Annotated in this window: 18 protein-coding genes; 11 read left to right on the forward strand and 7 right to left on the reverse strand. The window is 74.1% G+C overall.

What is annotated here, in order from left to right:
• The coding region (locus ACPYOM_RS06500) for an ATP-dependent helicase (RefSeq protein WP_481345353.1) at positions 1-2,588 on the forward strand (2,588 nt) is incomplete at its 5' end.
• 6 nt (positions 2,589-2,594) lie between these two features.
• On the opposite strand, the gene ACPYOM_RS06505 is transcribed toward ACPYOM_RS06500, so the two are convergent.
• Positions 2,595-4,082, reverse strand: a complete 1,488-nt coding sequence (locus tag ACPYOM_RS06505) for a phosphotransferase (protein WP_481345354.1) — start codon at positions 4,080-4,082, stop codon at positions 2,595-2,597.
• A 139-nt stretch (positions 4,083-4,221) separates the two neighbouring features.
• Here ACPYOM_RS06505 and nudC point away from each other — a divergent pair, with 139 nt between their 5' ends.
• Positions 4,222-5,175: an NAD(+) diphosphatase gene (gene nudC / locus ACPYOM_RS06510; protein WP_481341047.1), complete on the forward strand. Its 954-nt coding sequence runs from the start codon at positions 4,222-4,224 to the stop codon at positions 5,173-5,175.
• A gap of 45 nt (positions 5,176-5,220) precedes the next feature.
• On the opposite strand, the gene ACPYOM_RS06515 is transcribed toward nudC, so the two are convergent.
• Positions 5,221-5,481 carry a mycoredoxin gene (locus ACPYOM_RS06515; RefSeq protein WP_481345355.1) on the reverse strand — a complete coding sequence of 87 codons (261 nt, stop codon included), beginning with the start codon at positions 5,479-5,481 and terminating at the stop codon, positions 5,221-5,223.
• A gap of 102 nt (positions 5,482-5,583) precedes the next feature.
• On the opposite strand from ACPYOM_RS06515, the gene ppk2 reads away from it, so the two are divergent.
• From ppk2 to ACPYOM_RS06545, 6 genes are all read left to right on the forward strand, one after another.
• Positions 5,584-6,435: a polyphosphate kinase 2 gene (ppk2, locus tag ACPYOM_RS06520; protein ID WP_481345356.1), complete on the forward strand. Its 852-nt coding sequence runs from the start codon at positions 5,584-5,586 to the stop codon at positions 6,433-6,435.
• Positions 6,432-8,621 carry an ATP-dependent DNA helicase UvrD2 gene (locus ACPYOM_RS06525; RefSeq protein ID WP_481345372.1) on the forward strand — a complete coding sequence of 730 codons (2,190 nt, stop codon included), beginning with the start codon at positions 6,432-6,434 and terminating at the stop codon, positions 8,619-8,621. Before ppk2 ends, ACPYOM_RS06525 begins: the two co-directional genes overlap by 4 nt.
• 140 nt (positions 8,622-8,761) lie before the next feature.
• A complete protein-coding gene (locus ACPYOM_RS06530) occupies positions 8,762-9,022 on the forward strand; it encodes a hypothetical protein (RefSeq protein WP_481341050.1) in 261 nt (86 codons plus the stop codon).
• A gap of 284 nt (positions 9,023-9,306) precedes the next feature.
• A complete protein-coding gene (locus ACPYOM_RS06535) occupies positions 9,307-9,594 on the forward strand; it encodes a WhiB family transcriptional regulator (RefSeq protein WP_481341062.1) in 288 nt (95 codons plus the stop codon).
• 91 nt (positions 9,595-9,685) lie between these two features.
• The gene (locus tag ACPYOM_RS06540; protein ID WP_481341051.1) at positions 9,686-9,820 is read left to right on the forward strand and encodes a hypothetical protein; all 135 of its coding nucleotides are present in this window, start codon (positions 9,686-9,688) and stop codon (positions 9,818-9,820) included.
• Positions 9,821-10,040: 220 nt separating this feature from the next.
• A complete protein-coding gene (locus ACPYOM_RS06545) occupies positions 10,041-10,286 on the forward strand; it encodes a hypothetical protein (RefSeq protein WP_481345357.1) in 246 nt (81 codons plus the stop codon).
• Positions 10,287-10,323: 37 nt separating this feature from the next.
• On the opposite strand, the gene ACPYOM_RS06550 is transcribed toward ACPYOM_RS06545, so the two are convergent.
• The 3 genes from ACPYOM_RS06550 to ACPYOM_RS06560 all read right to left on the reverse strand — a co-directional run bounded on the left by ACPYOM_RS06550 (position 10,324) and on the right by ACPYOM_RS06560 (position 13,178).
• Positions 10,324-11,658 (reverse strand): ABC1 kinase family protein, encoded by a 1,335-nt coding sequence (locus ACPYOM_RS06550; RefSeq protein ID WP_481345358.1) that lies wholly within the window; start codon positions 11,656-11,658, stop codon positions 10,324-10,326.
• 118 nt (positions 11,659-11,776) lie between these two features.
• A complete protein-coding gene (locus ACPYOM_RS06555) occupies positions 11,777-12,742 on the reverse strand; it encodes a hypothetical protein (RefSeq protein WP_481345359.1) in 966 nt (321 codons plus the stop codon).
• A 274-nt stretch (positions 12,743-13,016) separates the two neighbouring features.
• Complete coding sequence (locus ACPYOM_RS06560) at positions 13,017-13,178, reverse strand: DUF5679 domain-containing protein (RefSeq protein WP_020143053.1); 162 nt, start codon at positions 13,176-13,178, stop codon at positions 13,017-13,019.
• A 189-nt stretch (positions 13,179-13,367) separates the two neighbouring features.
• On the opposite strand from ACPYOM_RS06560, the gene ACPYOM_RS06565 reads away from it, so the two are divergent.
• Entirely contained in the window at positions 13,368-13,919 is a 552-nt protein-coding gene (locus ACPYOM_RS06565; protein WP_481341055.1) for a M48 metallopeptidase family protein, read from the forward strand.
• A gap of 89 nt (positions 13,920-14,008) precedes the next feature.
• On the opposite strand, the gene ACPYOM_RS06570 is transcribed toward ACPYOM_RS06565, so the two are convergent.
• On the reverse strand, positions 14,009-14,605 hold the full coding sequence (locus tag ACPYOM_RS06570) for an NUDIX hydrolase (RefSeq protein WP_481345360.1): 597 nt from the start codon (positions 14,603-14,605) through the stop codon (positions 14,009-14,011).
• On the reverse strand, positions 14,602-16,437 hold the full coding sequence (locus ACPYOM_RS06575; protein WP_481345361.1) for a zinc-dependent metalloprotease: 1,836 nt from the start codon (positions 16,435-16,437) through the stop codon (positions 14,602-14,604). Before ACPYOM_RS06575 ends, ACPYOM_RS06570 begins: the two co-directional genes overlap by 4 nt.
• Before the next feature lie 116 nt (positions 16,438-16,553).
• Here ACPYOM_RS06575 and ACPYOM_RS06580 point away from each other — a divergent pair, with 116 nt between their 5' ends.
• Positions 16,554-17,024, forward strand: coding sequence for a molybdenum cofactor biosynthesis protein MoaE (locus ACPYOM_RS06580; protein ID WP_481341058.1), 471 nt, complete (start codon positions 16,554-16,556; stop codon positions 17,022-17,024).
• Positions 17,025-17,038: 14 nt separating this feature from the next.
• The gene (locus tag ACPYOM_RS06585; protein WP_481345362.1) at positions 17,039-18,178 is read left to right on the forward strand and encodes a YlbL family protein; all 1,140 of its coding nucleotides are present in this window, start codon (positions 17,039-17,041) and stop codon (positions 18,176-18,178) included.
• Positions 18,179-18,183: the final 5 nt, after the last annotated feature.

The following is an 18,183-nucleotide window of genomic DNA, read 5'->3' on the forward strand; positions in this document are numbered from 1 at the left end:
TCCGGGCCGTGCTCCTCGACGAGTTCCAGGACACCTCCGAGGCCCAGCTGGTACTGCTGCGTGCGCTCTTCCACCACGAGGCCGTCGCCCTGACCGCCGTCGGCGACCCGAACCAGTCCATCTACGGCTGGCGCGGCGCGTCCGCGACGACGCTGCTGCGCTTCCCCGTCGAGTTCGCCGACGCGTCGGGGCCGGCCGCCGTGCTGCCGCTGTCGACGAGCTGGCGCAACGACGCGACCATCCTCGAGGCCGCCAACGTCACGGCACGCCCGCTCGCCACCGAGCACGTGCAACCCCTGCGAGCCCGTCCCGACGCCGGCCGCGGCGCCATCACCGTGGCGCGCCTCGACACCGCGGCAGCCGAGGCCGACCACGTGGCGGCGTGGATCGCGAGCCGGTGGACGAGCCCGTCCGGTCGGCGCACCGGACGCTCGGCAGCGGTGCTCTGCCGCCGCCGGTCCAGCTTCCCGCTCGTCCTCGAGGCGCTGCGCCGGCAGAACCTGCCGGTCGAGGTCGTCGGGCTCGGCGGCCTGCTCGTGACACCCGAGGTCAGCGACCTCGTCGCGGCGCTGTGGGTGGTCCAGGACCCGACGCGCGGTGACATGCTCATGCGCCTGCTCACCGGCCCGGTCGTGCGCCTCGGCGCGGCCGACCTCGCCGGCCTGTGGTCGTGGGCCCGCGAGCTGCACGCGCGGCCCTGGCGGGTCGGCGCGGCGCCGACGACCCAGGCCGCGCTGCCGATCGGCGACCTCCCGGCCGCAGCGACGGCCGAGGGCGTCGGCATCGGCCCTGCAGCGTCGGAGACCGCCGACGGCGCTGACTCCGACCGCCGCGGTTCCGACCTCGCGGCCGACAGCGCCGACACCGCCACGCTCGTCGAGGCCCTCGACGAGCTGCCTCGGCCCGGCTGGACCGGCCGCGACGGCGCCCGCATCGGTGACGAGGCGCTGCGCCGCCTCCACGACCTCGCCGACGTCGTCCGCCGTCTGCGACGCCTCACCGCGCTCCCGCTCGTCGACCTCGTCGCGGAGGCCGAGGTCGCCATCGGCCTCGACGTCGAGGTGCTCGCGCGCGCCGAGCACACCGCGTCCACGGCTCGCGTCCACCTCGACGCCTTCGCGGACGTCGCCGCCCGGTACGCCACCAGCTCGGACCGCCCGACGTTGTCGGGCTTCCTGTCCTGGCTCGACGCGGCGCGCGACCAGGAGCGGGGTCTCGACGCCGGTCACGTCGAGACCGATGCCGACGCCGTCCAGGTGCTCACCGTGCACGCGGCCAAGGGCCTCGAGTGGGACGTCGTGGCCGTCCCCTCGCTCGTCGAGGGTGTCTTCCCGGCGCACTCGGCCACGTCGGTGTCCCTCGTCGACGACGCCGACCCCGTCGAGTACGCGTGCGCGGGCGAACCCAAGGACAAGGGGTGGCTCGTCGGCCTCGACTCCGTGCCCTACGACCTGCGCGGCGACCGCGACGGCCTGCCGGTCCTCGACTGGCGCACCGCGCCGGACCGCAAGGCGCTCGGCGCCGCCATCGAGGCGTTCGTCCTCGAGGGTGGTCGGCACGCCGTGGCCGAGGAGCGCCGCCTCGCCTACGTGGCCCTGACCCGCGCCCGCTCGGAGATGCTGCTGTCCTGCCACGTCTGGGGTGCGACGAAGAAGACGCTCTCGGTTCCCTCGCGCTTCCTCACCGAGGTGTGCGAGGCGATGCCGGCCGAGGTCACCCGCAGTCACTGGGAGCGCGCCCCCGAGCCGCTCCTCGACGACGAGGGCAGGGCCACGCCGCCGACCAACCCGCACCTCGCGGTCCCCGTCTCCGCCACCTGGCCGCACGACCCGATGGGCGACCGGCGAGCAGCCCTCGACGCTGCGGCGTCCCGCCTCGCGTCGGTCATCGAGGCGGGAGTGCCTGTGCCACAGGGAGACCCGCGGCTCGGTGACCTCCGGCTGCTGCTCGCCGAGCGGGACGCACGTCGGGCCCGCGGCCAGGAACCCGTCGTCGACGTCCCCCGGCACCTGTCGGCCTCGGCGGTCGTGTCGCTGGCCCGCGACGTCGAGGCCTTCGCCATGACGCTGCGCCGACCGATGCCGCAGCCCCCGGCCGTCGCGGCCCGGCAGGGCACGGCGTTCCACGCCTGGGTCGAGGAGCACTACTCGCGTGCCGCGATCGTCGACCTGTTCGACCTTCCCGGCAGCGCCGACGAGGGAGCGGCCGACGACGCCGACCTCGAGGCCATGAAGGAGCACTTCCTCGCCGGCGAGTGGGCCGGGCGCGTGCCCGAGGAGGTCGAGCTGTCCATCGAGACCGTCCTCGACGGCATCGCCGTCCGCGGTCGCGTCGACGCGGTGTTCCGGCGAGCCGACGGTGGCTGGACCGTCGTGGACTGGAAGACCGGTGCGCGGCCCAGCGGCCGCGACGCGGCCGTGCGGGCCCTGCAGCTCGGCGCGTACGCCCTCGCCTTCGCCCGACTGCGCGGCGTGCCGCCCGAGCAGGTCGACGCCGCCTTCTACTACGCGGCGGAGGGCGTCACCGTCAGACCCGACCTGCCGCGCGAGCAGGAGCTGCTCGACCTGCTGCGGACGCTGCCGGACTGAGCCGGTTCAGCCGCCCCGGCCCACGTCGGTCGACGGCTCCGGCAGCGCCTCGACCTCGTCGATCTCGAACGCCGACGAGTCCGTGGCGTCGAGGTAGGGCACGGGCTCCGGTCGGACGCCGCCCGCCCGTGGCGGCGCGTCGGCACCCTCCGGCGCGTCGGCACCCTCCGGCGCGTCGGCACCCTCCGGCGCGCGAGGGTCGTCCTGCAGACCCGTACCGGCCTGCGGGGTCCCGGGGTGGCCGTCGACCGGCGGCGCGTGCACGGCCGGGTCGATGAGGACCGTCTCCGCCTGGCGGTGCGACGACCGCTGAGGGGTCGCCCCATCGGGCTCGGTGGTGCCGGTGGCCGCCGGGGCGCCGGAGGCAGGTTCGGGGTCGTCGCGCAGCAACGCGGCCATCGGCACGGCCTGGGTCTCGGCGAGCATCGGGAACGGCACGTCGGCCGTCGGGACGTCGTGGCCCGGCCGCGGCTGCTCGGGGTCGTCGGGGTCCAGGCCGTCAGTGCCCTCGTCCGGGTGGGCGGTGCGCGTCCGTTCGCTGCGGACGGCGTCCTCGCGCGCGTACTCGGCGTCGAGGTCCTCCGTGCGCTCGTCCAGCTCGCGCAGGAGGGCCGCCGTGCGCTCGACGGCTCGGGTGCGTCCCTCCGCGGACGCCTGCAGGAGCGTCGAGAGGACGGCCATCTCCGCGGCGAGCCGGGCCCGGCGCACGAGATGGCCGTCGGGCCGCTCGACGCGAGAGCGGGCATAGGCGCCGAGGACGGCGTCGAAGGTGTCGGGGTCGAGCGTGGCGACGAGGTCGGCGAAGTCGTCGGCGGGGTCCCCGACCCGCGACTCCTCCCACGCGAGGAGGCCGACGACGCGACCGCTGGACGCGTCGTCCTCGTCGTCGAAGGTGGCCAGCACGTTGGGGCCGACGAACGTGCCGTGGACGGCAGTGGGGGCGAACCGCCACAGGGAGACGTCCTCGAGCAGGCCCTCCCACCGCGTCAGCAGGCCGGTCGGCACGTGTCCCGTGGCGGCAGCCCGGTCGAGGTCGGACAGCCGCCGGCGCCGATGCGTCTCGGCGTCGTAGGTCGGTCGCCCCGCCTCCTCGTACAGCAGGTGCTCGAGGTTGTGGACGTGGGCGAGGGCGCGACCGACGGCCTCGGCGAGCGGACCGGGAGGCAGGGCCGCGAAGTCGAGCGGCCGCCCCTCGACACGCGGGTAGACGGCGGCACGACCTTCCGCGACGGGCGCATGGCCCTGGTAGGCCGGCACGGCCAGGTCGAGGCGCCTGGCGAGCAGGGCCGAGAGTCCGACGACGTCGTCGAGCTGGGCGCCGGCGGCCGGCGTGCGCGGCACCTTGACGACCCACTCGCGGTCCTGGCGGTCGCGCACGTGGGCGACCTCGAAGCGGTCGTCGGTGCGAGCGGCGACACCCCTGACCGACACCGGGTCCAGGCCCGGGACGGCCGAGCTCGCCAGGGCGGCGAGGAACAGGGGGCTGCGCGTCACGCGTCCACGGTAGGCCGCGCGCCCGCCGGATCGTGGGAGGTGGGCGGGACGGGCCGGGTCGTGCCGCCCGTACCGCCGTGCCGCCCCACCGCCGCACCGCCGCCCGCGGGTCCCGTGGGGCGCACCCTAGGGTGGAGGCGTGAGCGAGGTCGACGACATCCTGCGCGATCTCGCGCTGTCACGGGGGACGCTCGACCGTGTCGCCCACGAGCGGCAGCGTCCGGACGCCGTCGCGACCCTGCTCGAGGACCCGCGCACGCGGGTCGTCGAGGTCAGGGGAGACCGGCTGCACGTCGTCGAGGACGGCAGCGGTGCGCTCGCCCTGTCGGTGCGCGCGCCCGAGGACGCCGACGCCGGCCGGCTCGTCCTGCACCTGGGACGCGACACCGACGGCGCGGCACACGTCGCCGTCGTCGCGACGGCGGAGCCCGACACCGACGCCGCGGCGGGCGCCGACGGGTGGCTGACGCTGCGGCAGGCCGGGGAGGCGATGGCCGCGCGCGACGCCGGGGTGTTCACCACGGCGCTCGCCCTGGCCCACTGGCACGCCGCTCACCGGTTCTGCCCCCGGTGCGGTGCCCCGACCGAGGCGGTCCAGGCCGGCTGGGTGCGCCGGTGCACTGCGGAGGGCAGTGAGCACTACCCGCGCACCGACCCCGCCGTCATCATGTCCGTCGTCGACCCGGAGGACCGGCTGCTGCTCGGACGCGGGGCGCAGTGGCCCGAGGGCCGGTTCTCGGTGCTGGCCGGCTTCGTCGAGCCGGGGGAGTCCTTCGAGGCCGCGGTCGCACGCGAGGTGCGCGAGGAGGTCGGCATCGCGATCGATGCCGCCCGCTACCTCGGCAACCAGCCCTGGCCGTTCCCGTCCTCGGTGATGATCGGCTTCGCGGCCTCGACGACCGACACCGAGCTCGTGCCCGACCCTGCCGAGATCGCCGAGGCCCGCTGGGTGACGCGGCAGGAGTACCGCGACCTGCTGGCCGGCGGGACGATCCGGACCCCGAGCGGCATCTCCATCGCCAAGCGGATCATCGAGCGGTGGCTCGGTGCCACCGTGGAGTCGGTCACCGGCGGCGCGACACCGCGCTGGTGAGCCGGTGACCCGCCAGGAGGTCCTGCGCCGACGCGCCGGGACGCGTCAGACCGCGAGGCGCGACTTGACCTCGGCGAGCGAGGGGTTCGTCGCGGCGGTGCCGTCCGGGAAGACGACGGTCGGCACGGTCCGGTTGCCGGCGTTGACCTGTTCGACGAAGTCGACGTGCTGGGGGTTGGCCTCGAGGTCGATCTCGGTGAACGGCACGCCCTCGCGCGTCAGCTGACCCTTGAGCCGCGTGCAGTAGCCGCACCACGTCGTGGTGAACATCGTGATCGAGCCCTCGTCCGGGGTCACCTTGGGCATGCTGTTCCTTCGTCCTTCGTCTGCGTCCGTGGCCGGACGCGGTCTCGTGCCGGCTGGGGACGGCCCGTCGCACGTGTCGTCCCTCGGTGCAAGGATGACTCCATGGCCTCGCGCGGTGCAAAACGACCTCCCAAGATGGACCGCGAGGCCTACGAGACCGAGCTGCGGCGGCTGCAGGTCGAGCTCGTCGCGTTCCAGGAGTGGGTGCGGGCCACCGGGCAGCGCGTCGTCGTCGTCTTCGAGGGCCGCGACGCCGCCGGCAAGGGCTCGGCGATCAAACGGATCACCGAGTACCTCAACCCGCGCGTGGCCCGCATCGCCGCGCTGCCCGCGCCCACCGACCGCGAGCGCAGCCAGTGGTACTTCCAGCGCTACATCGCCCACCTGCCGGCGGCCGGCGAGATCGTCCTGTTCGACCGATCCTGGTACAACCGGGCCGGTGTCGAGCACGTCATGGGCTTCTGCTCCGACGAGCAGTACCACCGCTTCCTCACCCAGGCCCCCGTGTTCGAGCGGATGCTCGTCGAGGACGGCGTGGTCCTGCGCAAGTACTGGTTCAGCGTCTCCGACGTCGAGCAGGAGCGTCGGTTCCGCTCCCGCGCCAAGGACCCGATGCGGCAGTGGAAGCTCTCACCGATGGACCTCGAGTCCATCACCCGGTGGGAGGACTACTCGGAGGCCAAGGACCGCATGATGGCCGCGACGAGCACCGACTGGGCGCCGTGGCACGTCGTCGAGTCGGACGACAAGCGGCGTTCGCGGGTCAACGTCATGCACCACCTGCTCACCTCGATCCCGCACGAGCCGATGACCCCCGAGGTGCCCCCCGTGCCCGACCGTCCGGCCCCGCGGGGGTACGAGCGGCCGCCCCAGAGCGAGCAGAACTACGTGCCCGACCACGCCGCGGACGTCCTCGCGGCGGCCGACCAGCGCTCGAAGGGTGATCGGTCCTGAGCCACGCACGCCCCGCAGGCCCTGATGCCCCCACGACCTCCGCAGGTCGCGCACCGTCCGCCGACGACGTCCTCGCCGGCCTCGACCCCGAGCAGCGGGAGGTCGCGGTCGCGCCACCCGGGCCGCTCTGCATCCTCGCGGGCGCCGGTACCGGCAAGACGCGCGCCATCACGCACCGCATCGCCTACGCCGTGCACTCCGGTGCCCAGCAGCCCCAGCGGGTCCTCGCCCTCACCTTCACGGCGCGCGCCGCGGGGGAGATGCGCACGCGACTCCGCGGGCTCGGTGTCGCCGGCGTCCAGGCGCGCACGTTCCACGCAGCCGCGCTGCGCCAGCTGCACTACTTCTGGCCGCAGGCCATCGGAGGGGCGGCGCCGGAGGTCATGAGCCACAAGGCGCCGGCCGTCGCCGAGGCGGCCTCCCGGCTGCGCATGCAGTTCGACCGCACGACGATCCGCGACCTCGCGGCCGAGGTCGAGTGGGCCAAGGTCAACCTCCTCACCCCGCAGTCCTACGCCACGCGGGCGCGCGAGGCGCGCCGCGAACCGCCGGGCGTGGACCACACGGCGATGGCCCGCCTCTTCGAGGCCTACGAGGACGTCAAGCAGCGGCGCGGCGTCATCGACTTCGAGGACGTCCTGCTGCTCACCGTCGGCATCCTCGACGAGCGCGAGGACATCGCGCGCGCCGTCCGCTCCCAGTACCGGCAGTTCGTCGTCGACGAGTACCAGGACGTCAACGACCTGCAGCAGCGACTCCTCGACCTGTGGCTCGGCGAGCGCGACGACCTCACCGTCGTCGGCGACCCCGCGCAGACCATCTACTCCTTCACCGGCGCGAGCCCCCGCCACCTCGTCGGCTTTCCCAGGCGCTTCCGTGGCGCGCACGTGGTCCGCCTCGTCCGCAACTACCGGTCCTCGCCCCAGATCGTCGCCCTCGCCAACACCGTCGTCGGCTCCGGCACGCAGGCGGCGCGCGAGGGCGCGGTGCGGCTGCAGGCGCAGGGGCGCAACGGCCCAGCCCCCGAGCTCGTGTCCTACGCCGACGACCCCGCCGAGGCAGCCGGAGTCGCCGCGCGGGTCCGCGCGCTCGTCGACGACGGGCACGCGCCGGCCGAGATCGCGGTGCTGTTCCGCACCAACGCCCAGTCGGAGGCCTTCGAGTCGGCCCTCACCGATGTCGGCGTGCCGTACCTCGTCCGAGGCGGCGAGCGGTTCTTCGCCCGCAAGGAGGTGCGCGACGCCATCCTGCTGCTGCGGGGAGCCGCCCGCGGCGACGACGGCGAGAAGTCGCTCGGCAGCCTGACGCGTGACGTCATCACCGGTGCGGGCTGGTCGCCCGAGCCGCCGGCGGGCGGGGGAGCGACGCGCGAGCGCTGGGAGTCGCTGAGCGCCCTCGCGACCCTGGCCGACGACCTCGCCGCCGCAGCTCCCGAGGCGCGACTGCCCGAGCTGGTCGCCGAGCTGGACCGGCGGGCCGCCGAGCAGCACGCGCCCGCCGTGCAGGGTGTCACCCTGGCCAGCCTGCACGCCGCAAAGGGCCTGGAGTGGGACACCGTGTTCCTCGTCGGGGCCTCCGACGGCCTCATCCCCATCTCGATGGCCGAGGGGCCCGACGCCGTCGAGGAGGAGCGGCGCCTTCTCTACGTCGGGCTGACGCGGGCCCGGCGTCGGTTGCACATCTCCTGGTCCTCGGCACGCACCCCGGGCGCCCGAGCGACCCGACGCGTCTCGCGCTTCCTCGCGCCGGCTGCCGACATCCTCGGTGCCGGCGCCCGTGCGGAGGCGAGGAGCGGCGGGTCGCGGCGCAGCGCCCCGAAGCAGGCGCGTCTGGCGTTCTGCCGCGGCTGCGGCACCGAGCTGACGACCGCGGCCCAGCGCAAGACGGGCCGCTGCGACGCGTGCCCTCCGACCTACGACGAGGCCACCTTCGAGCGGCTGCGCACGTGGCGGCTCGCCGTCGCGCGAGCCGCGAGCGTGCCCGCCTACGTGGTGTTCACCGACGCGACCCTGACCGCGATCGCCGAGGAGGCGCCCTCGGACGAGGCGGGACTCGCCGGCATCAGCGGCGTCGGGGCTCGCAAGATCGAGCAGTACGGCGCCGACGTCCTCGCCGTCCTGAAGGGCGCCGATGTCGAAGAGCTTCTTGAAAGGCGTTCTGCCGCAAAGGAATCGCCAGTTCCTTGAGATTGCCTGAAAAAACTTGCGAAATCTTCGATAAATCAGTTGTTCGGTCGCTCGGGGCCCGCGTACCCTTGACGACGTCAAGCCCGACGGCCCAGGTGGCCGGTCGGGGACCGCGAGCCACAGTGAGGAGGGTTGACCTGATGGACATCACCACGATGACGACGAACGCAGTGTCCTGCGTTCTTTCCGTGCGTCTGCGTCCGGTCGGCCAGATCCTCATGGCGGACAACCGTGCTCAGGGCGAGGGGACCACTGTGTCCTTCGCCGCCCGTCAGGGCCGCGGTGTCGCCGGTGCCGGCTCCCTCGTCGAGGGACTCGTCCCGGCCGCCGCCCGCACGTTCGACCCGGACTACAAGACCATCGATGTCGCTCGCTCCCGCTCTGGGAGGCCACCGGTCTAGACACAGACCGAGCCTCACCTCCAGGCCGCGAACCCGACATCACCGGGTTCGCGGCCTTTGTCGTTTCTCACAGCCGAATGCCGCTCCACCCGACCACAGCCACACGGTCAGCCATCACCAGCAGCACCCACCGGTGCCAGACAGATCAGGGAACCCACATGACTCCCCGGATGCCGAGCAGCAGGACCGAGAGCCGCACCACGGGTGCCGGCCTTCGGGCCAGGACAGAGACGAGTGAGACGCAACGGTCGACGATGACCGTGCAGGAGACGGAGGTGAGAACGATGCAGCTGAGCGAGATGCTCGACCTCGGCACCGAGGCGCAGCAGGTCGGGGAGACCATCCCCTGCCGCGACTACGACGCCGAGCTCTGGTTCGCCGAGCGCCCCGAGGACGTCGAGTTCGCCAAGACCCTCTGCGGGCTCTGCCCGGCGCGGGTCCAGTGCCTCGCCGGTGCCCTCGAGCGCCAGGAGCCGTGGGGTGTCTGGGGCGGGCAGCTGCTCGTCCAGGGCGCCGTCGTCGCGAGGAAGCGACCCCGCGGCCGTCCGCGCAAGCACCCCGTGGCCGCCTGAGCTCCGTTGTGACGCACCGCGATCCACATGGCCAGCCGGACCACCGACCACGACACGACCACCCACTTTCTTCCCAGACGAGGAGACCGTCATGAACCAGCTCGAGATGCTGGCTCGCGACCGGATCAACCAGCGCAGTCAGCGCTCGGAGCGCAGCGGCATCCGTCGCAGCGCCCGGCTGATCGCGCAGGAGATCCGCGCCAGTCGACGCCACCACGAGAAGTGACGCTGGTCCCGCAGGAGCGGGACGTCACGAGCAGTACCCCACAACCGAACCGAGTGAGCGAGCCGCGGGTGACGCGAACGTCACCCGCGGTTTCGCGTCCCCGGCCGGTGACCGTCGGGACCTCGGCGCCGTCGCCGGTGTGAGGTCCTGGTTCTTGGCGTGGTGCCCACACGACACGCGCCAGCGGCGGATACTCGAAGTGAGGAGAAGGGAGACCCCCATGGCCACCTCGAGCACCGACGCCGCGCAGAACACGGCGGCCACACCCAGCACCGACCCCGACCCGGCAGAAGCCGCCCTTGTGTGCGGCTCGTGCGGACGGGTCGCCTCCGGCCCCGCCCGTGCCGCCGCCCTCCTGTCATGGGGCCGGGGCACCGAACGGGGCCGTACGACGTGGACGTGCGAGGCCTGCAGCCGCGAGCACCTCCGCTCGATCGAGAGCAAGCTCGACCCCGCGTGGTGGTGAGGCCGCGCGCCGGGACCGCGACGCAGCCGGTGCCCGCCTAAGCGTCCGCGTCGTCGATCGGCGGCAGGTCGGCGCCGGGCAGCAGCTCGTCGACGGCCTCACGCCCGCGGACGGTGCCCCCGAGCTGCGAGAGCACGCCGATGCCGCCGCCCCAGACGCGGTGGATGAGCAGGTACTCCCGGGGCAGGTTGAGCTTGAAGGCCACCGCGTAGTTCGGCTGGCGAGGGTCGTTGATGTGGGCGAAGACGCCCCGCAGCCACTCCCGGCTGAACGTGAACTCGTCGGTGCGGAACGGCGCCATGAAAGGCTCGAGGTAGTCGAGCAGCCGCTCGGGGTCGATGTCGATGCCCGAACGGACGAAGCCGAGCCGGCGCAGGCCCTCGAGCACCTCCTCGGCGCTGCCGCGCAGACCGGTCGTGAGCAGCGGGCCGATCTCGGGCGGCATGCCCCCGGGCAGCCGGTTGACGGCGCCGAAGTCGATGACGCCGAGGCGCCCGTCGGGCGTGATGCGGAAGTTCCCCGGGTGCGGGTCGGCATGGAGCAGTCCCGCCCGGGCCGGTCCGGCGAGGAGGAACTCGAGGTAGAGCTGCGACGCGGCGTCGCGCTGCTCCCGCGTGCCGGAGTCGATGATCCGCGACAGCGGCAGCCCCTCGAGCCACTCGGAGACGATGACGTGCTCGGCGCCCTCGACGACGTCGGGCACCGCGAACTCGGGGTCGTCCCGGAAGGCCGCCGCGAACGCCTGCTGGGACCGCGCTTCGAGGCGGTAGTCCAGCTCCTCGGCCATCCGCTCGCGCAGCTCGTCGAGGATCGGTCCGAGCTCGATCCCCGGCACCCACCCCGCCGCCACCCGCGCCACCCGCGAGATCTGGCGCAGGTCGCTCATGAGGGCCGCGCCCGCGCCGGGGTACTGGATCTTGACCGCCACCCCGCGGCCGTCGCTCCAGACCGCCCGGTGCACCTGGCCGATGGACGCCGACGCCACGGGGTGGTCGTCGAAGGAGACGAACCGGCTGCGCCAGCGTGGGCCGAGGCTGGTGCGCATCACGCCGTGGACAGAGCTCGTCGGCATCGGTGGGGCGCTGTCCTGCAGCTTGGTCAGCATGGCGCGGTAGGGGCCCGAGAGGTCTTCGGGCAGGGCCGCCTCGAAGATGGACATCGCCTGGCCGAACTTCATCGCGCCACCCTTGAGCTCGCCGAGCACCTGGAACAGCTGCTGGGCGGTGCGGGCCTGCAGCTCGGCGGTGACGACCTCTGCGGGGCGGCCCCCGAGACGCTTGCCCAGGCCGAGTGCGGTGCGGCCGGCGAAGCCGAGGGGCACCGAGGCGAGCTTGGCCGAGCGCACGACGGCCTTGCGCGGCAGGTCGGTCACCGGGCACACCCTCCTTCGACGCGTCCTCCGGCACGGCTGGGCCCGTCGGTCGGCAGGCCCTGCCCCGACTCTAGATGTTTCGGTCTCGCGGCACGGACGGACGCCTGGGCCCCAGCCCTCAGGCCGAGCACCGGTCCGTCGGGGTCCGCGCCTGCGGGTGGGCCGTGCACAGCGGGTGCGGGCTCCAGCGTCGGTGGTCCATCCGCGGCCAGGGCACGGCGACCTCGACGGAGACGCCGCCGGGCAGGGTGTCCCCTCGCACGACGCGTCCGGCGAGCAGGGTCACCGCACCCGCGACGAGCTGGGACAGTCCGGGTGCGAGGGGCTCGCGCCAGGGCGACCGGCCGGTGACCGTGGTGCCCGCCGGCGCCGCGTCGTCGTGCCGCATCGCCTGGGTGAGGACCGTGGGCCAGGCGTCGTCGCGGTCGGTGCGGTGCCGTTCGAGGCACCACAGGCACGGCCCGGACCCGTCGGCCGGAACGAGCGGACCCACCGTCGCGGACGGGCCCGCACCGCTGACCGGCAGGTGCGCCACGCCGTGCGCCAGCCACACGTCGCCGCGACGGGGGTCGACGAGAGGCGCGCCGACGAGGACGACGAGCGCGGGCGCGTCGCGGGCGGGCTCGGCGAGGGCCAGGTCGACGTCGGACCGGTCGCTGACGACGAGGCCGGCACCGGCGTCGCGCAACGCGGCCGCGACGTCGGAGGCCAGCGACGTGTCCCCGTCCACGAGGACCCTCCGCCGGGCCGTCGGCTGCCGCAGGGCGGGACGGCCCGGCCGGCGCACGGACGCGGGCGACCCGGACGCGGCGGAGGCCTCGACGAGCACGCCGAGCGACGCCGCGAGCGCGAGCACGTCACGCCAGCGGCGGCGGGCCACCCCGGCGCCGGCCGCCACGGCGTAGGTCTGGTCGCTGGTCAGCGACCCGTCGAGACCGGCGAGGAGGCTCGCCTCGGCCGGTGTGACGCCCTCGACGACGGGTGCCCCCGGCAGGAGGCCGAACTGGATCTCGCCGGGACGCCGCACGTACGGCCGCAGCCAGGCGGGCAGGCGAGGACGGTCGGGGACCGGGAACGAGGACATCGGGCCTCCAGGCGGGTCGAGCGGCGACGCCGGTCCTCGGCGGGCGAGGTCCGGACCCGCTCAGGCTGGCAGGCCGCGAGCGGGCCACGAGCGGGTCGTCCACAGGCCCGGGCCCGCCTTCCCGGCCGGCAGGCTCGGCAGGCACGAGGCTCGGCACGCACGAGGCACGGCACGCACGAGGCTCGGCACGCACGAGGCTCGGCACGCACGAGGGGCGGGACCCGTCGGGTCCCGCCCCTCGTCACACGGCGTCAGCGACGCCGTCGCGACCTGGTCAGGCCTTGCCCAGAATGCGGTTGAGGTTCGTGCCACACACGGGGCACTGTCCCTTGGCCATGCGGCGACCGTTGTCGGACACGACAACCTTGCCCTCGGCCTCGCGCTTCTCCTTGCACTTCACGCAGTAGAACTCGCCCTTGTAGGTCTCGTCAGCCATTGGTGTCTCCTTGTAGCTGGCGCCCATCCGACGGGCGCCTCGACTCCTGCAACCCTAGAGCACGCTGAGCACGAAATCATGCTCATCCCCCGCTGGGCGCGCGCGTCGGCGATGCGGTACAGCCCCCTGCTCCAGCGCGTCCGCGCCGTGCTGCGGGCGGCTGTCGGTGTGCTGGCCTAGCCTGCCCCTATGGCAGTGGCGTCCCGCGAGGTGGTGCACACGGTGGTCGACGGTGTCGCCGTCGAGGTCCGCCGCAGCCCGCGTCGCCGTCGCACCGTCTCGGCCTACCGGCAGGAAGGACGCCTCGTCGTCCTCGTCCCGGCCCGGATGAGCCGGGCGGAGGAGGGGGAGTGGGTGCGCACGATGGTGGCGCGCGTCGCCGCGTCGGAACGGCGCCGGCAGCGCAGCGACACCGACCTCGAGCGTCGGGCCCTCGAGCTGTCCCGCGACCACCTCGGCGGCCGCGCGGTGCCCTCGAGCGTGCGCTGGGTCGGCAACCAGGCGTCTCGCTGGGGCTCGTGCACACCTGCCGACGGCACGATCCGCCTGTCCGACAAGCTGCACGGCATGCCGTCCTGGGTCGTCGACTACGTGCTCCTCCACGAGCTGGCCCACCTGCTCCAGCCCGGCCACGGGCCGCAGTTCTGGGCGCTCCTCGAGGGCTATCCGCGCCTGGAGCGGGCGCGGGGCTACCTGCAGGGCGTCTCCGCCGCGGCGGGGCTGGACCTCAGCGACGACTGAACCGACGCCGGTGTCCGCGGTTGCCGCGGTGCTCTCCGTGTCACCGGAGCCCTCGGCCAACCGGCGCCCCGTGCCCGGCGGCCGACGCGTCAGCCGCGCAGGGCGCGCCTCCCGGCCTCGACGAGGGGACGCAGCTCGTCCCGGGTCCCCTCCGGCAGCGCCTCGACCGGCCACCAGCGCACGTCGAGCGACTCGTCGCTGACCCTGGCCCGGGCGCCACGCGGCACGACGGCCGCGAAGCGGATGTCGAGGTGCTCGCGGCACGACCCGAAGTCGCCGACGAGGGCGTGCCGGTCCAGGTGGACGATGCCGGGCAGGACGGTGAGGGCGTCCATGCCGGACTCCTCGGTGGCCTCGCGGCAGGCGGCGTGCCACACCGACGCGTCGCCTTCCTCGTAGTGACCGCCGAGCTGGAACCACGCCAAGGCGCGCCGGTGGTGCGTGAGCAGGGTGCGCGCGCCCTCGTCGTCGAGGACGACGACGCTGCCGGTCAGGTGCGCCGGTGGTCCCTGCTTGCTCATGGCGTCGGGGTGCGCGGCCAGATGGTCGAGGAACTCGACCCGGAGACGCTCCTGGGCAGCGTCGGGCGCCTGCCACGACTCCAGGCGCGCCATCGCGTCGGCACGCAGCCGCAGCCACGCGTCGCCGACCCCGCGACGTGCCGCGCTGCTGTCCCTCGGGGTCACCGAGGCGGACCGGGGAGGTCCCCGGGATCGCCCGAGTCACTGGAGTCACCGGAGCCACTGGAGCCACTGGAGCCACTGGAGCCACTGGAGCCACTGGAGCCATCGGCCTCTCCGGCGGAGCCCGGTCGGGCATCGCGGCCCCGCTCGCGCTCGGCGTCCTCGAGGATGTCGCGCAGCACGGAGTCGAGGTCGCCGAGCTCGCCGGCACCACCGGCGTCACCGGCCCCGCCGACGCCGGCCGACCCACCGCGCACCCGCTCGACGAAGCCGATCGGGTCGTCGAGGTCGCGTGAGGTGGGGGCGAGGTCCGGGTGGGCCCAGCGACCGTCACGCAGCGACGCCCCGCCCGCGTCCTCGAGCGCGGCCCAGAGGTTGGCCGCGTCGCGCAGCCGGCGCGGGCGCAGCTCGAGGCCGACGAGCCCGGCGAACGTCTTCTGGGCGGCGCCCCCGACGCGACGCCGACGGATCGTCTCGGCGAGCGCCGCCGACTGCGGCAGGTGGCGCGAGGTGGCGCGGTCCGTCACGTGGTCGACCCAGCCCTCGGCGAGCGCGAGGAGGGTCTCGAGCCGGTCGAGCGCCGCCTGTTGGGCGGCCGTCGGCTGGGGCCGGAACAGGTTGCCCTGCAAGGCGGCTCGCAGCGCCTCGGGGTCCGAGGGGTCGATCGTCGAGAGCGCCGACTCGATGGCGTCGGTGTCGATGGTGATGTTGCGCGCGTAGTCCGACACCGCCGACAGCAGCTGTGGGCCGAGCCACGGCACCTCGGCGAACAGCCGGACGCGCGCAGCCTCGCGCACCGCGAGGTAGAGGCGCACCTGGGCGATGTCGATCTCGAGGGAATCGGCGAGCGCGGCGACGTTGCCGGGCAGCAGCGCGACGACCCCGGGCTCGGTCAGGGGCAGCCCGACCTCGGTACCGCTGACGACCTCCGTCGCGAGCGTGCCGACGGCCTGGCCGAGCTGGGCCGAGAACATCTGGCGGCTGAGGTTGCCGAGCATCGGCGCCCACTGCTCCACCATGGCCCGCGGGTCGAAGCCGGCCGGCAGACCGGGCGGCAGCGCGTCACCGAACGCCTCGGGCCCGAGCTCGCCGACCTGCTTGCGCAGCGCGTCGGACGTCGCCGCCGTGACGCCGTCCGAGACCGGCTCGATGAGGTCGAACCAGCGCGGCATCGTCGCCTCGACCCACTCGGCGCGGCTCAGGCCGGTGGCACGCCAGGCCGGCGTCGACAGGGTGGTCTGCTCGTCGAGCCACAGGGAGGCGACGGACACGGCGTCGACGACCGCGCGGGACGCCGCGTCGTCGTGCACGTCGTTGCCCTCACCCGCCAGCACGTGCTTGCGGGCGACGTCGGTGGCGAGGTCGCGCGAGCCGGTCGGGGACTGCTGGGCGGCCATGAACGTGCCGAGCTGGGCCCGCATCGCGGCCTGGGTCGCCGGGTCGGTGAGGTCGACGCCCATGCTGCGCATCGCCTCCGCGAGCTCGGGGTTGCCGGCAGCCTCGCCGAGGACCTGCTCGAGCATCGCGCCGATGTCGGCGGGGGGCACGTCGCCGCCCCCGGGGCGACGCAGCGGCAGCCCGAACGGGCTGTCCGCCCCGAAGAGCCCCGAGGGGTCGGAAGGCACCGACGGCATCGACGGCATCGACGGCACCGTCGGGTCGCCGCTGGACGCCGCGTCACCGCTCGGGCGACCCGTCTCGGCACCGGCCGAGCCGCCTGCCTCGTCACCCGCGTCCGCACGACCGCCGGACTGCCCGGCGTCGGGTCCGTCCTGCTCGTCGTCGCGTTCGTCGTCGTGTCCGTCGTCCTGCCGGGAACCTCGGTCGTCGGCCATCCTGCTCATCCCCATCGCCGCTGTCGGTTGTCTCTCCAAGACAACCACGGACCGGTCGGGTTGGTTCCCCCGTGGTCGCGGCGACCGGACGCGAGGGCGCGGCCCGGCAGCATACGATGGCGCGCGTGACGGTCACCCTTGCCGAGATCCGCGAGTCACCTCTGTCGGTCGACGAGGTGCTCGCGAGCGTGTCCGACCCGCGCGCCGGCGGCACGTGCCTGTTCATCGGCACCGTCCGTGACCACGACCGCCCGGCCGGGGCTGCGGGTGAGGGCGGCGGCACGGGCGAGCACGCCAGGGGCGTCAGCCACCTCGACTACACGGCGCACCCCCAGGCCGCCGAGGTCGCCCGCGCGCTCGCCGAGAAGCACGCCGCGGACGGTCGGGTCGTGCGGATCGCGGTCGTCCACCGCGTCGGCCACCTCGAGGTCGGCGACCTCGCGGTCGTCGTCGGGGTCAGCGCAGAGCACCGCGGCGAGGCCTTCGAGGTGTGCCGGGCCCTCATCGACGAGTTCAAGGCCGGCGTGCCGATCTGGAAGCACCAGCAGTTCACCGACGGCGCCGACGAGTGGGTCGGTCTGCCGTGAGGACGATCCGACGCGTGCCGGACCAGCAGCCCGGCACGTACCCGCCCGTGCCCCGCGCGTCCGTCCCGGGTGTCCACGACCCCCGCCACGGCGACGACGGTCGGCTGACCCGGGGGAACAAGGCGGTCCTCGCCCTCTTCTTCGCCTTCCTCGTCGCGATGGTCATCGGGTCCCTCGTGCACCTGCCGTACGCGGTCATGAGCCCCGGCCCGACGCAGGACACCCTCGGCGTCTCCTCCGACGGCAAGAAGACGCCGATCATCTCGGTGACCGGCCTGCCCACCTACCCGACCGACGGGGCGCTGCGGTTCACCACCGTCCGCGTCGAGGGCGGGCCCGGCTACCCGGTCGACGCGTGGGACGTCCTGCGGGCGTGGATCGACCCGACCCGCGACGTCTACCCGGTCGACGACGTCTTCGACCCGCAGGTCAGCGAGGAGCAGGTCGCCGAGGAGAACGCCGTCCAGATGGCCGGGTCGCAGGAGGAGGCCACCGCGGTCGCCCTGCGCGCCATCGGCAAGGTCGTACCCACCCACATCGTCATCGCCCAGCTGACCGACCAGTCCAGGGCCAAGGACCTGCTCCAGCCCAAGGACCGGATCCTGCGTGTCGGCGGCACCGAGATCACGTCGGCCGACGACGTCCGCACCGCGCTCCAGCAGCGTCGACCGGGCGAGAGCATCGAGCTGACGGTGTCGCGCGGCGGCAAGGACGTCACCGTGACCGTCCCGACCATCGAGGGGCAGGGCGGCCGGACGGCGCTCGGGGTCATCCTCAGCCTCGCGCACGACTTCCCCGCCACGGTGAAGATCGATGCCGGCTCGATCGGGGGCCCGTCGGCGGGCCTCATGTTCAGCCTCGGCATCTACGACAAGCTGACGCCGGGCGCGCTCGCGGGCAACCACCAGATCGCCGGCACCGGCACCATCGACGACGACGGCAACGTCGGGCCGATCGGCGGCATCCGCCAGAAGCTGGCGGGGGCCCGCGCCGACGGCGCCACCTGGTTCCTGGCGCCGGCGGGCAACTGTGACGAGGTCGTCGCCCACGTGCCCGACGGGCTGCAGGTCGTCAAGGTCTCGACGTTCGACCAGGCCCGCGACGCCGTCGAGGCGATCGCGAAGGACAAGACGGGCTCCCTGCCGCACTGCTGACCCCG

This window comes from Monashia sp. HAY1-2A (assembly GCF_056755315.1).